Source organism: Billgrantia sp. C5P2 (genome assembly GCF_051062895.2).
This window is the reverse complement of the sequence record NZ_CM128542.1, coordinates 3,214,739-3,229,418: the sequence shown is the minus strand read 5'-3', so window position 1 is coordinate 3,229,418 and position 14,680 is coordinate 3,214,739. Positions and strand designations below refer to the sequence as shown.

13 protein-coding genes and 2 riboswitches are annotated in these 14,680 nt (G+C 64.8%); of the genes, 7 read left to right on the top strand and 6 right to left on the bottom strand.

What is annotated here, in order from left to right; genetic code table 11:
• The first annotated feature begins 97 nt into the window (after positions 1 to 97).
• Entirely contained in the window at positions 98 to 601 is a 504-nt protein-coding gene (locus tag ACRWQA_RS14890; protein ID WP_263583146.1) for a porin family protein, read from the top strand.
• Between the two features lie 72 nt (positions 602 to 673).
• On the opposite strand, the gene ACRWQA_RS14885 is transcribed toward ACRWQA_RS14890, so the two are convergent.
• The 6 genes from ACRWQA_RS14885 to ACRWQA_RS14860 all read right to left on the bottom strand — a co-directional run bounded on the left by ACRWQA_RS14885 (position 674) and on the right by ACRWQA_RS14860 (position 6,879).
• Positions 674 to 1,921: a PDDEXK family nuclease gene (locus ACRWQA_RS14885; protein WP_434229260.1), complete on the bottom strand. Its 1,248-nt coding sequence runs from the start codon at positions 1,919 to 1,921 to the stop codon at positions 674 to 676.
• Positions 1,922 to 2,050: 129 nt separating this feature from the next.
• A complete protein-coding gene (gene thiC / locus ACRWQA_RS14880) occupies positions 2,051 to 3,940 on the bottom strand; it encodes a phosphomethylpyrimidine synthase ThiC (protein WP_434229259.1) in 1,890 nt (629 codons plus the stop codon).
• 70 nt (positions 3,941 to 4,010) lie between these two features.
• A riboswitch (TPP riboswitch) is annotated at positions 4,011 to 4,129 on the bottom strand.
• Between the two features lie 37 nt (positions 4,130 to 4,166).
• Positions 4,167 to 4,835, bottom strand: a complete 669-nt coding sequence (tenA, locus tag ACRWQA_RS14875) for a thiaminase II (RefSeq protein ID WP_263583148.1) — start codon at positions 4,833 to 4,835, stop codon at positions 4,167 to 4,169.
• Between the two features lie 85 nt (positions 4,836 to 4,920).
• Positions 4,921 to 5,055, bottom strand: a riboswitch (TPP riboswitch).
• A gap of 55 nt (positions 5,056 to 5,110) precedes the next feature.
• A complete protein-coding gene (locus ACRWQA_RS14870; RefSeq protein ID WP_434229258.1) occupies positions 5,111 to 6,040 on the bottom strand; it encodes a lysophospholipid acyltransferase family protein in 930 nt (309 codons plus the stop codon).
• A 4-nt stretch (positions 6,041 to 6,044) separates the two neighbouring features.
• Entirely contained in the window at positions 6,045 to 6,419 is a 375-nt protein-coding gene (locus ACRWQA_RS14865; protein ID WP_263583150.1) for a DUF4870 family protein, read from the bottom strand.
• A gap of 67 nt (positions 6,420 to 6,486) precedes the next feature.
• Positions 6,487 to 6,879 (bottom strand): VOC family protein, encoded by a 393-nt coding sequence (locus tag ACRWQA_RS14860; RefSeq protein ID WP_263583151.1) that lies wholly within the window; start codon positions 6,877 to 6,879, stop codon positions 6,487 to 6,489.
• Between the two features lie 67 nt (positions 6,880 to 6,946).
• Here ACRWQA_RS14860 and ACRWQA_RS14855 point away from each other — a divergent pair, with 67 nt between their 5' ends.
• From ACRWQA_RS14855 to ACRWQA_RS14830, 6 genes are all read left to right on the top strand, one after another.
• Positions 6,947 to 7,582: a class I SAM-dependent methyltransferase gene (locus ACRWQA_RS14855; RefSeq protein ID WP_434229257.1), complete on the top strand. Its 636-nt coding sequence runs from the start codon at positions 6,947 to 6,949 to the stop codon at positions 7,580 to 7,582.
• A 233-nt stretch (positions 7,583 to 7,815) separates the two neighbouring features.
• Positions 7,816 to 9,240 carry an MFS transporter gene (locus ACRWQA_RS14850; RefSeq protein WP_263583153.1) on the top strand — a complete coding sequence of 475 codons (1,425 nt, stop codon included), beginning with the start codon at positions 7,816 to 7,818 and terminating at the stop codon, positions 9,238 to 9,240.
• A 147-nt stretch (positions 9,241 to 9,387) separates the two neighbouring features.
• Complete coding sequence (locus tag ACRWQA_RS14845; RefSeq protein ID WP_434229256.1) at positions 9,388 to 11,169, top strand: acyl-CoA dehydrogenase; 1,782 nt, start codon at positions 9,388 to 9,390, stop codon at positions 11,167 to 11,169.
• An 85-nt stretch (positions 11,170 to 11,254) separates the two neighbouring features.
• Positions 11,255 to 12,886, top strand: coding sequence for an acyl-CoA synthetase (locus ACRWQA_RS14840; protein ID WP_263583155.1), 1,632 nt, complete (start codon positions 11,255 to 11,257; stop codon positions 12,884 to 12,886).
• A 14-nt stretch (positions 12,887 to 12,900) separates the two neighbouring features.
• On the top strand, positions 12,901 to 13,749 hold the full coding sequence (locus tag ACRWQA_RS14835; RefSeq protein WP_263583156.1) for a 3-hydroxybutyryl-CoA dehydrogenase: 849 nt from the start codon (positions 12,901 to 12,903) through the stop codon (positions 13,747 to 13,749).
• Positions 13,750 to 13,850: 101 nt separating this feature from the next.
• Entirely contained in the window at positions 13,851 to 14,624 is a 774-nt protein-coding gene (locus ACRWQA_RS14830) for an enoyl-CoA hydratase-related protein (protein ID WP_434229255.1), read from the top strand.
• The last annotated feature ends 56 nt before the right edge of the window (positions 14,625 to 14,680 follow it).

The window sequence follows — 14,680 nt, the reverse complement described above, 5'->3', positions numbered from 1 at the left end:
CGGGCTTGCCGCGCGTAGATTCGTCTTGCGTGCATTCCGACTCTGTACCAGACTGAAGGCGATGTATGGAAACAGTGTTTCTTAATGGAGGTGCGCTATGAAACTGCTCGCCATTTCCACTGCTATGCTGATGGCCACCGCCTTTGCTTCTTCGGCCCAGGCCCAGCAGTATCAGATGCCGATGTATCCCCAAGCCTATGCCGGCGCCGACGCCATGTTCTGGGAGCTCGATCCCGATCAAGGCTCCTCGGCCGATTCCGTGGGGCTTCGCCTCAACGGTGGGATGCAATTCAACGACTACTTCGGCGCCGAGGCCCACCTGGGCACCGGTGGCTCCGACGGCGCGGCCGAGCTCGATTACCTGGTGGGCGCCTACGCCAAGGGCATCCTGCCGGTCTCGCAGGAGTTCCGCCTGTATGGCCTGGCGGGCTTTACCGAAGTGGATTTCGACACCGACAGCGAGAGCGGTTTCTCGTATGGCGGCGGCGCCGAATTCGATGTGGTGCCCAACCTGGCGGTGGGAGCCGACTACATGCGCTATCTGGACAAGTCGTCCTACACCTTCGACGCGGCAAGTGTCGGGGTTCGCTACCGTTTCTGAGGCGATTCGCCTGTGCGCATCTGACCGCGCCCCCATTGGCAACGCCATGGGGGCGATTTCGTTGCTGGCCAATCAGCCTCCCGGCCAGTTGCCGTGCTCCTTCCAGCTCGCCAGCAGGGCAGGGAGGTGTTTGAGGTCTCCGTTCTCGACGACTTCGACCTCCATACCCTGTAGGTGCTGCAGCTCGGTGAGCCGCTGACGGGACTTGTCGAATTCACCGCAGGCCAGCAGCACGCGGGTGGCGGCGAGCCCCGCAGAATGGTTGAGCATGCCGTGCAGCCGTTTCAGGCCCTGCTCGATGCAGGCCGTGGCGCCGGGGCGCGCGATGAGGCACTCGATGAACAACAGCTGGTTGCGTTCTACCGCCAGGCAATCCGATACCACGGGCTCTCCGTTGTGCTGGCCGCTCAGGTCGAGGATATGAGCCTCGCTGCAGACCTGCGATAGCCCGGCCTCCTGGGCGCTGAGCCAGGCGTATTCCGTCAACCAACCGCCGCCCAGGTAGCGCCCGCCTTCCACGGAATCGATGTCAATGACCTCCGGTGCGTCGCTCGCCCAGTGCAGCAGGCCGGTCTCGTCCAGCGCCTTCAGCGCATCGGTGGCAGGGAAGCATGGCGATGCCTTCAGCCGCTGGCGCTCGGCGCCGGGTCGTAGCCGGGCTGCCGAGGGATTGGCACTCTCCAGCACGCCCCCCTCGCCGTGCACCATGTCGTGCAGTTCTCCGAGCAGTTCGGCCAGACGGTCGGCGTGATGGGCGAGGTAGCGGGTAAGGTGTCTGCGCTGAGTGCATGCCTGGTGCCAGCTTGCGCTGTCGGAAAGGGCCCGAACTCGCTTGCGACCGTTGGCTTGCAGGTAGCGATCGACGTCCAGTACCGGCTCGATGGCCATGATCTCGGGAGCGGAGCCGGGGCTATCGTAAGCCATGCGGTAGAGCGCACCGGCCCGAATGTCCACGTACAGCCAGTCGGCGGAGCAGCGCTGCATGGCCTGCTGAAACAGCAGGGCGGTAAGCGTACTGCAGCCACCCGCATCGAGGGTGACCGAGAGGGAGGGGGTGTCGAACTGCTGCCGATACAGGGTTTCGGCCAGTTCGTCAGCATATTGGGCGCAGCGATGGGGCTCGTCGAGGGGAAGGCGAGCGCGCGTCTCGATGTCGGTTCCAGGGGGAAGCTCATGGCGCAGCAGGATCGCCAGTCGTTCGGCCGCCTGGGGCGATGACTGGCACGGTATCAGCACGATTCGCTGGGGGCGAAGCTGCAGAATCGGTATCAGACTTACCTCAGGGCGCTCGGTTACCAGCGCAACGTGCAGGTGTGGCATGGGCTTGCTCCCTCCGCACTTGGTCCTTGCAGGTTTCTACAGGCTACATCCGAGCGTTCCGTGCTGTCGCCTGTGGCGACAAAAAAACACGCCGGCCCTGGGGCCGGCGTGTCGTTGCAGCGTCGTGGCTCAGACTTCCTTGTAGAGTTCCGCTCCTGCCTGGCGAAACTTCTCCGCCTGCTCCTCCATTCCCTTCATGACCGCTTCCTGATCGCCATCGAGGCCGTTGTCCCGAGCGTAGTCACGCACCTCCTGGCTGATCTTCATGGAACAGAACTTGGGCCCGCACATGGAGCAGAAGTGGGCCACCTTGGCCGAGTCCTTGGGCAGCGTTTCGTCGTGGTATTCGCGCGCGGTGTCCGGGTCGAGCCCGAGGTTGAACTGGTCCTCCCAGCGGAACTCGAAGCGCGCCTTGGACAGCGCATTGTCGCGGCGCTGGGCGGCCGGATGCCCCTTGGCGAGGTCGGCGGCGTGAGCGGCGATCTTGTAGGTAATGATGCCGGTCTTGACGTCGTCCTTGTTGGGCAGGCCGAGGTGCTCCTTGGGCGTGACGTAGCAGAGCATGGCGCAGCCGTACCAGCCGATCATCGCCGCGCCGATGCCGGAGGTGATGTGGTCGTAGCCCGGAGCGATGTCGGTGACCAGCGGGCCCAGGGTATAGAAGGGTGCCTCGTCGCAGTACTCGAGCTGCTTGTCCATGTTCTCCTTCACCAGGTGCATCGGCACGTGGCCTGGACCCTCGATCATCACCTGCACATCGTGCTTCCAGGCGATATGGGTCAGCTCGCCGAGGGTCTTGAGCTCGGCCATCTGCGCCTCGTCGTTGGCATCGGCCACCGAGCCTGGGCGCAGGCCGTCACCCAGGGAGAACGCCACATCGTATTGCTTGCAGATCTCGCAGATCTCCTCGAAGTGGGTATAGAGGAAGCTTTCCTGGTGATGGAACAGGCACCACTTGGCCATGATGGAGCCGCCGCGTGAGACGATGCCGGTGACACGCTTGGCGGTGAGCGGTACGTAGCGCAGCAGCACGCCGGCGTGGATGGTGAAGTAGTCCACGCCCTGCTCGGCCTGCTCGATCAGGGTGTCGCGGAAGACTTCCCAGGTGAGATCCTCGGCCACGCCGTTGACCTTCTCCAGGGCCTGGTATATCGGTACCGTGCCGATCGGTACCGGCGAGTTGCGAATGATCCACTCGCGGGTCTCGTGGATGTTCTGGCCGGTGGAGAGATCCATGATGGTATCCGAGCCCCAGCGGATGCCCCAGGTCATCTTGTCGACTTCCTCTTCGATGGAAGAGGTGACCGCCGAGTTGCCCAGGTTGCCGTTGATCTTCACCAGGAAGTTGCGGCCGATGATCATCGGCTCCGATTCCGGGTGGTTGATATTGCAGGGGATGATCGCCCGCCCGGCGGCCACCTCGGCACGCACGAATTCCGGGGTGATCTCTTCCGGCAGGCGTGCGCCGAAACCCTGGCCCGGATGTTGGTGGCCCAGAATTCGTTCGACTTCCTCAGTACCGAGCGCCTGCCGGCGCTGGTTCTCTCGAATGGCGATGAACTCCATCTCCGGGGTGATGATCCCCTGGCGGGCGTAGTGCAGCTGGGTGATGTTCTTACCCGCCTTGGCGCGCCGTGGCGTGCGCTTCAGGTCGAAGCGCAGTTGGGCCAGCATGGGGTCGTTGGCCCGGCGCTTGCCGTAGTCGGAGGTGGGGCCGTCGAGGAATTCGGTGTCGCCACGCTCCTCGATCCAGGCGCGGCGCAGCTCCGGTAGGCCGCGGCGCAGATCGACGCTGATCTCGGGGTCGGTGTAGGGGCCCGAGGTATCGTAGACCAGCAGCGGCGGGTTCTCTTCGTCCTCGCCGGAGGTCCGGGTGGGCGACAGCGAGATCTCGCGGAAAGGCACGCGAATGTCGGGGCGTGAACCCTGGACGTAGACCTTGCGCGAGCCGGGCAGCGGCTGGATGGCAGCCTCGTCGACCATGGCGGTATCGGCGAGGAAGTGCTGGGTCTTGCTCATGGGTGTTCTCCCTTGTTGTGGGTCGTCAGGGAGGACAGCTGGGGAGGACAGGGGCAACAGGGCGGCGCCCGGCTGCATGTCGCTTGATCCCTACGCTGGTCCTAGCCAGTTCAGGTTCAACGGGATCCATGCTGGGCGCGCGGCGCTGCATGATCTCAGCCGTCTTCAACGGCACCCCGTCAAGCGTGTTTGCCCGCCATGTCGGCGGGTATTGCATGGCAGCGGGTCAGATCGCTCGATCCAGTCCCATCTGCCAGAAATCGATCTCGAGCCGGGTGGCGTCGCGAAACACCTCGGCCAGCTCGACAAAGCGCGCCGCAGTGACGTCGGCCAGGCGGGCATCGAGCCACTCCAGCTCGGCGTGCATGGCGGCCTGGAATTCGTCGCTTTCGTACATGGCGATCCAGGCGTCATAAGGGTTGGTCTTGCCGCGCAGCGTGAAGGCTTGTGCGTTCAGCCAATTGGCGATCTCGCCGTAGCCCACCAGGCAGGGGGCCAGCGCCACGTGCAGGTCGAGCAGGTCGCCACGGTTGCCGGTATCCAGTACGTAACGGGTATAGGCCATTGTCGCCCGTGCCTCGGGCAGCGCGGCAAGCGCCTCCTCGCCGATGCCCCATTCGCGGCAGTAGCCCACGTGCAAGCCGAGCTCCACGTCGAGAATAGCCTTGAGGCCCGCATGGGCCTGGCGCAGGTCGGCGAGGTTGCGGCTCTTGTAGGCGGCCAGTGCGTAGGCACGGGCGAAGTGAATCAGGAACAGGTAGTCCTGCTGCAGATAGTGGCGAAAGGCGCCCTCTGCGAGCGTGCCGGCGCCCAGGCCGCGCACGAAATCGTGCTCTATGTAGGCTCGCCAGTCGTCGTGGCAGGCGTTGGTCAGGTCGTTGAAGCGATAGCCCATCTTGCCTCCGGTATCGAATCGGATCCGGAGCGTGGGCGGGAGGAAGGAAGAGGTGGCTGGGGGCAGGTGAGGGATGCTTGCCGCAATGGGGCCACCGCTTGATCCCTACGCCGGTACGAGCCGGATCAGGTTCTACGGGCCCCGCCGTGACGACTGCTCACAAGCAAGCAATGTCGTATGGCGATCTCAGCCGGTTCCACCGGCACCCCGTCAAGCGTCTGGGCCAGTCTAGCAGGAAGAGCCCGTCTTGCCAGTCACCGAAGCGAAATGGGCTTTCAATACAGCCGGAACGACTTGTGCTCCGGATGACCTTGCTGCTCCTCGATCACCTTGCGGTAGCGCTTGTATTCCCACTGATACTGGGCCGGGTCCAGGGCGATGGCATCCTGCACGCAGGCGTTCACGCCGGTCGCCGATTGCTCTTCGTCCGATGAGTAGACCCGCTCGTCGGCGGCCAGGAAGTGAATGGCGAAGCCGCGGCCCGGAAGGCGCCGGGCCACGCCGGTGACCACGCGGGCGTCGGTGCGGGCCACCAGCTTGGGCAGCAGGGTCGCGGTGTAGGCGAGGCGGTGGTAGAAGGGGGCGAACACGCCGCTGCCCCAGTCGGGCTCCTGGTCCGGCAGGATACCCACTGCTTCGCTGCGCTTGAGCGCCTTGAGCAGGGCGGCAACGCCACGCGGGTTGGTCGGCACCAGGCTCGCGCCCATGCGCTCGCGCCCTTGGCGGATCACCGTATCGAGTTCGGCGATCTTGGGCGGCTCATACATGGCGGTGAAGGGGAAATGGCTGGAGAGCCAGAAATTGAGCACTTCCCAATTGCCGAAGTGCGGTGCCAGCACGATGACGCCACGCCCCTCGGCACGGGCATCGTCGAGCAGTTCTCGGCCGTGTACCTCGAGAATTGAACCTTCGACCCGCTGTGGCGTGGCCATCCAGGCGAAGCCCAGCTCGAGCATGGTGGCGGTGGAGTGGGTCAGGCTCTCCTGGGCCAGCCGTCGACGTTCGGCCGTGCCTTGGTCGGGATAGACCTCGGCGAGGTTGATCTCGGTGACCTCACGCTCGCGCCGACTGAAGCGATGCACCAGCGGGCCGGCAAGGCGAGCCAGCCGCCAGAGCATGGCGGGGCGGCGGCCGGCCAGGGTACGCCACAGCGTGGCGATGGCTCGGCCCTGCAGGGTGGCGGTGGATGACTGCGTCTTGCTCATGGGCTCAGATCAGCCAGGCGTCCACGTTGTCGGGGGCGCGGTGCTCCTGCAGGCGCTTGATGCCCTTGACGCAGCGAATCACCAGCCAGACCACAGCCAGTAGCGTGGTCACGAAGCCAATCAGTACCAACGTCAGCAGCAAGGAAACGGCAAAATAGAGTACCGAGAGCCAGAAGGTGCGGATCAGGTATCGATAGTGCTCATCGAACCAGTGAGGCCCCTCGCCACGGTAGACGTAGGCGATCACCACGCCGATCAGGGTCGTCAGGCCACCCGTGACGATACCTGCCAGGAACAGGGCATAGACGACGATGGGCAGGGTGATGTCGGGCGTTCCGCCCGAATCGATGACGCTACGGCTTTCAGGGCTATCGTTCATGAGGCGTCCAGTCGTTCATGGTTTGCGTCAATGATACCGGCCGTGGGCGACATTGCCAGGGAGGCAGCTATTCGAGCGCCTCCTTGAGCGGGCGGCTGATTTCCAGCAGGTTGCCGTCGGGGTCGCGCAGGTAGAGCGATTCGATGAGGCCATTGGCACCCTGACGGGTGACGGGGCCGAGCTCCACTTCGACTTCCAGGGCTTCCAGGTGCCGCTGGACCTCATCCAGCGGCAGCAGGCTGCGCAGGCAGAGGTCGAGACTGCCCGGCGTGGGGGTGGCGGCACGCGGTTCGATGTCGGTAGCGGTCCAGTGCAGGCGCAGAGCGATATCGCCGAGTATCAGGTCGACACGCTCGCGATCGCGATAGCGTACTTCGAGCCCGAGCACGCGAGAGTAGAAGTCCACGGCACGGGAAATGTCGGTCACGGTAATGACCAGGTGGTCCAGACCTGACAGCATTGCCGGCCTCCTCGTTGAGATGTGTTTTCTGTAGCCTGTGGTTCGCCAGGCCCAAAAGGATACGACGATGCCGACCTGCCCGCTATGCGCTAGCCCACATTCTCGCCATTTCCATCGTGATGCGCGCCGGGATTACTACCGCTGCGAGGAGTGCCGGCTGGCGTACGTGCCGACGGCTCAGCGCCTCTCGCCCGCGCAGGAGCGGGCGGTCTACGACCAGCACGAGAACCACCCCGACGACCCCGACTATCGGCGCTTCCTGTCGCGGCTGTTCGAACCGCTGAAGAGCCGGCTGGCGCCGGGCGCCCGCGGCCTCGACTTCGGTGCCGGCCCAGGCCCGACGCTGTCGGTGATGTTCGAGGAGGCGGGCCACCCCATGGCGATCTACGATCCTTTCTACGCATCGGACACCTCCGTACTCGAGCGCCGCTACGATTTCATCACCGCCACCGAGGTGGTGGAACACCTGTTCGCGCCGGGGCGTGAGCTCGATCGCCTGGTAGCGCTGCTGCCCGACGACGGCTGGCTGGGGCTGATGACCAAACGCATGACCAGCGAGGAAGCCTTCGCCCGCTGGCACTATATCCTCGATCCGACCCACGTCTGCTTCTTCAGCGAGGAGAGCTTCGAGTGGCTGGCCGGGCATCACGACATGAGCGTCGAGTTTCCTGCCGCTGATGTGGTCCTGTTGCAGAAACGCTGAGTGAATCGGTGTTAGTGCGTCTTGCTGTTTTTAGCTGCGATGATGGTGCTTTTTTCTGACCTGCAATAGGTGCCGAGAATAACCGTTTGACACTGGCGCCGGCGAGCGTATGATTCGCGCCGCCCCGCCTGAGAGTTGGTCATTTTCTGCCTTTCATGAGGGCCATGGGCAGCGTTCTATGGCGTTTTCTGGCATCTTTTCTTTTTTGTAGTTCTCTGTCGAGAGGCGCGCTCATGTCGCGGCAATTGTTGGCTATGGCCCTGGCACCGCTGCTGGGGCTCTTCATTCTAGGTATCGGCAACGGCTTCCTGGCCACCCTGATCACCCTGCGGCTGGACGCGGCAGGGGAGTCGCCGGTGGTGATCGGCTGGGTTTCGTCCGCCTATTTCATCGGTCTGGCGCTGGGCGCCATGTTCAACGACCGACTATTGCTGCGTATCGGCCATATCCGCGCCTATGGCAGCTTTGCTTCGCTGGTGGCGGTTACCGTGCTGCTGCAGGCCTTGTTCTTCGAGCCTTGGGCCTGGTTCGCCCTGCGCCTGATCGGCGGTTGGGCCACCGTTGGCGTCTATCTGGTCATCGAGAGCTGGTTGCTTACCTCCGGCGACCAGAAGGTGCGCGGTAGACTGCTGGCGCTCTACATGATCTCGCTGTATGCCGCCGGGGTGATCGGCCAGTTGCTGCTCGGCGTCACCGATGCCATGGGTGAGACGGCGCCGTTCATGGTCATCGGCTTGCTGGCTTCGCTGTCGGTGCTGCCCATGGCCATGATCCCGCGGGTCTCACCGCTGATCGAGCATGCCGAGCCACTGTCTCCGATGCGTCTGATCACTATGACGCCCACTGGGGTGATGGGCAGCTTCGGCTCGGGTCTGGCGGTGGCCGCCGTCTATACACTGCTGCCGCTCTACCTGCAGCGCATCGGTCTCACGGTGAGTCAGGTGGGGCAGATGATGGCGGTGGTGGTGCTCGGTGCCATGCTGTTGCAGTACCCCTTGGGGCGCTGGTCCGACCGCCACGATCGCCAGATCGTGCTGATCATGATCGGTGCCTTCTGCGCCTTGATTTCGGCAGCCATGCTGCTGCTACCGCTGACGACCTGGGTGCTGGCGGCGCTCCTGTTCCTGCTGGGCGGCGGGGTCTTTGCGCTCTATCCGGTGGCGGTGAGCCATGCCGCTGACCGCGCGCCGGCCGGTGCGCTGGTACGCATGAGCCAGGGCCTGCTGCTGATCAACGCCATTGGCTCGACGGTGAGTCCTCCGCTGATCTCTCCAGTGATGGGCTGGGTGGGAGATGCCGGTCTGTTCTGGGCCTTCGGTGCCATGAGCCTGTTCCTGGTGGGCTTCTTCACCTGGCGGCGCAGCGTGCGTCCGGCACCGGTGCCGGTAGCGCCCTTTGCACCCTCGACGCCGATGTCGTCGGCGGGCGCTGAGCTCACTGTGACCGAGGAGCTGGTCCAAGGCGCCATCGAGCACGAGTACATGGAGGATCTTTCCGATCTGGTGCCCGACGTGGAGGTGGCCGAGCCTGTCGTTGGCCCGCCGCCGCCGGATGAGCCGCATATCGCCTACTATCCCGATGAAGACGATATCGACCTGCCACCAAGCGAAGAGCGCGAGCGAATCGAGGAGCCGCTCGACAGCGACGCCCGCCGCTGAGGGGCTCTCTCGGTCCGTGTTGGTTTTCCCAAAGCGCCCGATGCCCCTTGCATCGGGCGCTTTGCGGTGCGGTGCGACCTAGGGATAATGGTTAACGAAAAGTAGTGAATCTACTATCGCCGTTATCATTTTTCCTGAGGTAGTGCCATGTTTCCCTTTGCCGCCCCCGTTCGTGACTTCCGCTTCGTGCTCGAGGAATTGCTCGAGTATCGTTCGCTCGATCTGCCCGGCTTCGACGAGGCTAGCCCCGACCTGGTCGAGGCGGTGCTGGAGGAAGCTGCCAAGCTGGCAGGTGAGGTGTGGGCGCCGCTCAATGCCAGCGGTGACCGCCAGGGCTGCGTGCGCCGGGAAGATGGCGGCGTGACCTTGCCCGACGGTTTTGCCGAGGCCTACCGGGCCTATGTAGAAGGGGGCTGGAACGGCATCGGCGTGTCCCAGGCGCTGGGTGGGCAGGGCCTGCCTGAAGTGGTGGCGAGCAGCGTTCAGGAGATGCTGCACGGGGCCAACATGGCGCTGGGCTTGTGCCCGATGCTCACCGCCGGCGCCATCGAGGCGTTGGCCCATCATGGCAGCGACACGCTCAAGGAGATCTACCTGCCCAAGCTGGTCGAGGGCAACTGGACCGGCACCATGAACCTTACCGAGCCCCAGGCCGGCTCGGACCTCTCCAAGGTGCGTACTCGAGCGGTTCCGGAGGATGACCACTACCGCCTGTTCGGTCAGAAGATCTTCATCACCTGGGGCGAGCACGACGCCAGCGAGAACATCATCCATCTGGTGCTGGCGCGCAAGCCCGATGCTCCAGAGGGCAATAAGGGAATTTCGCTGTTCCTGGTACCGAAGTATCTGGTCAACGAGGATGGATCGCTGGGCGAGCGCAACGATGTCACCTGCGCCTCCATCGAGCACAAGCTGGGCATTCACGGTTCCCCCACCTGCACCCTGAGCTTCGGCGAAAGAGACGGTGCCATCGGCTACCTGGTGGGCGAGGAGGGGCGCGGCCTCAACCACATGTTCACCATGATGAACGAGGCGCGCCACAAGGTCGGTGTGCAGGGTATCGGCGTGGCCGAGCGTGCCTGCCAGCATGCCTTCGCCTACGCCCTGGACCGTGTACAGGGAAAAGCACGGGGCAGCGAAGCCACCATCAGCGAGCATCTCGACGTGCGTCGCATGCTGCTCTCGATGCGTGCCCGTACCGATGCCCTGCGCGCCCTGGCGCTCTATTGTGCCGCCCAGCTCGACGTGGCGCGGCACGCCTCGGAGGCTGCCGAGCGCGAAGCCGCCCAGGCCCGGGTCGACGTGCTGATTCCGGTGGTCAAGGCGTTCTCCACCGACCAGGCCGTGGACATCGCCTCCATGGGCGTGCAAGTGCATGGCGGCATGGGCTTCATCGAGGAGACCGGCGCCGCCCAGTTGCTGCGCGATGCACGTATTGCGCCGATCTATGAGGGCACCAACGGCATCCAGGCGCTCGACCTGGCGGGGCGCAAGCTCTCCCGCGACGGCGGGGCGGCGCTGGCCGGCTTGATCGAGGAGGTCGAGGCCACGGCCCGAGAACTCCAAGCCGACGGTGAACTCGCTGCCCTGGGTGAGAGCCTGGCCGCCGGTGCCGCCGACCTGTGCGCCGCCATGCAGATCGTGCTCGAGCAGAGCCGAGACCCCGAGCGGGGCGCAGACGTCATCCAGGCTTATGCCACACCCTTCCTCAGCCTGGCCGGCCATGTGCTGTGCGCCTGGCAGATGGGGCGGGCGGCGCTCAAGGCCAGCGCGGCGCGAGCCAGCGGCAGTGACGAGCCGTTCTACCGGGCCAAGCTGGCCGCCGCCGACTACGCCTTGCGCCAGTGGCTGCCGGTCGGCCGCGCCAACCGCAGCGTGATCGAAGCAGGCATGAAGAGTCTGGCCGATTTCGACGTCTCGGCTACCTGAGCTTTGGCAGCGGCCGGCCGACTCGCCGGCCGCTGCAGGCTGGAATCGCACCACACAATAACGACATTTTCACCCGGAGCCCACCATGAACGACAGCATCTTCGAACAGGGCCTGCCCAAGACGCCGGCCAACCATGTGGCGCTATCGCCGCTGACCTTCATCGAGCGTAGCGCCTCCATCTACCCCGACTACCCGGCGGTGATCCATGGCGACATTCGCCGCAGCTGGAGCGAGACCTGGGTGCGCTGCCGTCGGCTCGCCTCGGCGCTGGAAAAGCGCGGCATCCAGCCCGGCGAGACGGTGGCCGCCATGTTGCCCAACGTGCCGGCCATGTTCGAGGCGCACTTCGGCGTGCCACTGGCCGGCTGCGTACTCAACACGCTCAATATTCGCCTGGACGCCGAGGCCATCGCCTACATGCTGGAACACGGCGAGGCTCAGGCGGTTCTGGTCGACCCCGAATTCGCCGACGTGATCGAAGACGCCGTCTCGCGATTGGCCATCAAGCCGCTGGTAATCGACGTGAACGATGCCCTGTTCGAGGGCGAGGCGCGTCATATCGGCGAGCTGGAGTACGAGGCGCTGCTGGCCGAGGGCGACCCCGACTACGCCTACCGCCTGCCCGAGGACGAGTGGCAGGCGATCTCGCTCAACTACACCTCCGGCACCACCGGCAAGCCCAAGGGCGTGGTCTACCATCACCGCGGCGCCTACCTCAATGCGGTGAGCAACATCCTCGAATGGGCCATGCCGCACCACCCGGTCTATCTCTGGACCCTGCCGATGTTCCACTGCAACGGCTGGTGCTTCCCCTGGACCATCGCCGCCAATGCCGGTACCAGCGTGTGCCTGCGCAGGGTCGACCCGAAGAAGATCATGGACCTGATCGTCGACGAGAAGGTGACCCACTTCAGCGGTGCGCCGATCGTGCTCAACGGCCTGGTCAATCTGCCAGCCGAAGACAAGCGTGAATTCGACCATCCGGTGAAGGTCACCACCGCCGGCGCCGCGCCGCCCGCCTCGGTGATCGCCGGGGTCGAGAAGCTGGGCATCGAAGTCACTCACGTCTATGGCCTCACCGAGGTCTATGGGCCGGTGACCGTATGTGCCTGGCGCGAGGCCTGGGACGAGCTGCCGTTGGAGCAGCGGGCGAAGATCAAGGCACGCCAGGGCGTGCGCTACCACATGCTCGAGGCGCTCTGCGTGGCCGACCCCAACACCCTGGAACCGGTACCCAAGGACGGCGAGACCATCGGCGAGATCCTGATGCGCGGCAACAATGTGATGAAAGGCTACCTGAAGAACGAGGCCGCCACCGAACAGGCGCTGGAGGGCGGCTGGTACCACACCGGTGACCTCGCCGTGTGGCACCCGGACGGCTACATCGAGATCAAGGACCGCTCCAAGGACATCATTATCTCCGGTGGCGAGAACATCTCCACCATCGAGGTCGAGGACGCCATCTACTCTCACCCCGGGGTGGAAGAGGCCGCAGTGGTGGCCAAGCCCGACGAGAAGTGGGGCGAGACGCCCTGTGCCTTCGTCAAGCTCAAGGTGGGCTTTGGGGAGGTGACCGAGGCCGACATCATCGAGCACTGCCGTAACCACCTGGCGCGCTTCAAGGTGCCGAAGACGGTGATTTTCACCGAGCTGCCCAAGACCTCCACCGGCAAGATCCAGAAATTCGTCCTGCGCGAAGAAGCGCGCAAGCACTGAACGGGAGAGACACCATGAGCCAACAAGCCATCGGCGTGGTCGGCGCCGGCACCATGGGGCAGGGCATCGCCCAGGTACTGGTCGCGAGCGGTTTCCCCGTGCAGCTCTACGACGTAGCCGACGATCAGCTCGGCCGTGCACAGTCCGCCATCGACAAGGGGCTGGGCAAGCTGGTCGCCAAGGAGAGGCTTGGCGAGGCCGAAAAGGACGAGGCCATGGCGCGCCTGGAACTGACCACCTCGCTGGAGGCGCTGCGCGGCTGCGAGGTGATCATCGAGGCAGCGCCCGAGCAGCCGGCGCTGAAGGAAAAGCTGTTCCGAGACCTGAGCCGCTTGAGCCATGACGCCATCCTGGCGTCCAACACCTCGTCGCTGTCGCTGACCCGGCTTGCTGCCGTGTGCGAGCGCCCCGAACGCGTGGTGGGCATGCATTTCTTCAACCCGGTGCCGGTGTTGAAGCTGGTCGAGGTGATTCGGGCCGAGCAGACCAGTGACGCCACCGTGGCACGCATCGAGACGCTGGCCAAGGAGTTGGGCAAGACCCCGGTAGCCATTGCCGACTCGCCCGGGTTCGCCGTCAACCGCCTGCTGGTGCCGATGATCAACGAGGCCGCATTTCTGCTGCAGGAAGGCGCCGCCAGCGCCGAGGACATCGACCAGTCGATGCAGCTCGGCGCCGCCCACCCCATGGGGCCGCTGGCGCTGGCCGACCTGATCGGCCTGGACGTCTGCCTGGCGATCATGGAAGTGCTGCAGGAGGGCTTCGGCGACCCGAAGTATCGCCCCTGCCCGCTGCTCAGGCGCATGGTGGCGGCCGGTTATTTGGGAAGGAAGAGTGGGCGCGGCTTTCACGTCTACCAGTAGGCGACGATTCACGACTGCGCTCGACCAAGAAAGGATTGCCGACCAACCAAGCGTTCGCTAGGGTTGGTCGGTATCGTCCTGACAACAAGCAAGGAGCCCACATGAGCGAGAAGCTGATCGACGTAGTGGATGACGCCGGCGTCGTGCGCCTGACCATCAACCGCCCCAAGGCGTTGAATGCCCTCAACAGTGCCGTGCTCACCGAGCTGGAGGCGGTGCTTACCGAACTCGAGCAGCGCAGCGACCTGCGTGCCGTGCTGATTACCGGAGCGGGTGAGAAATCCTTTGTCGCCGGTGCCGACATCACCGAGATGCGCGAGAAGACACCGGAGGAGGCACGTGCCTTCGCCAGCCAGGCTCTGCGCACCATCAAGCGGTTGGAAACACTCCCGGTGCCGGTGGTCGCCCTGGTGAACGGGTTTTGTCTTGGCGGCGGCTGCGAACTGGCGCTGGCCTGCGACTGGGCCGTAGCCAGTGACAATGCCATCTTCGGCCAGCCCGAGGTACTGCTGGGCGTGATCCCCGGCTTCGGCGGCACCCAGCGCCTGCCGCGTCGAGTAGGACCGGCCATGGCGCTGGACCTGGTCACCACCGGGCGCAAGATCGATGCCCAGGAGGCGCTGCGCATCGGCCTGGTCAACCGCGTGATGCCCCAGGCCGAACTCGAGGGCTACGCCGAGGAACTGATCAAGCAGCTCTCCGGCAACGGCCCACATGCCGTGCGCGCCGCCAAGCAGGCGGTTCACGACGGCATGGACCAGGACCTCGACAGTGCCCTGGCGCTCGAGACTGCACTCTTTGCCTTCTGCTTCGCCGGGGACGAGCAGAGCGAGGGCATGGGCGCCTTCGTCGAGAAGCGCAAGCCGAACTTCTAGCCATGCCGCTACGGAAAAGGCCTGGGCGGATTGCCCAGGCCTCGTAAGTACTGCTG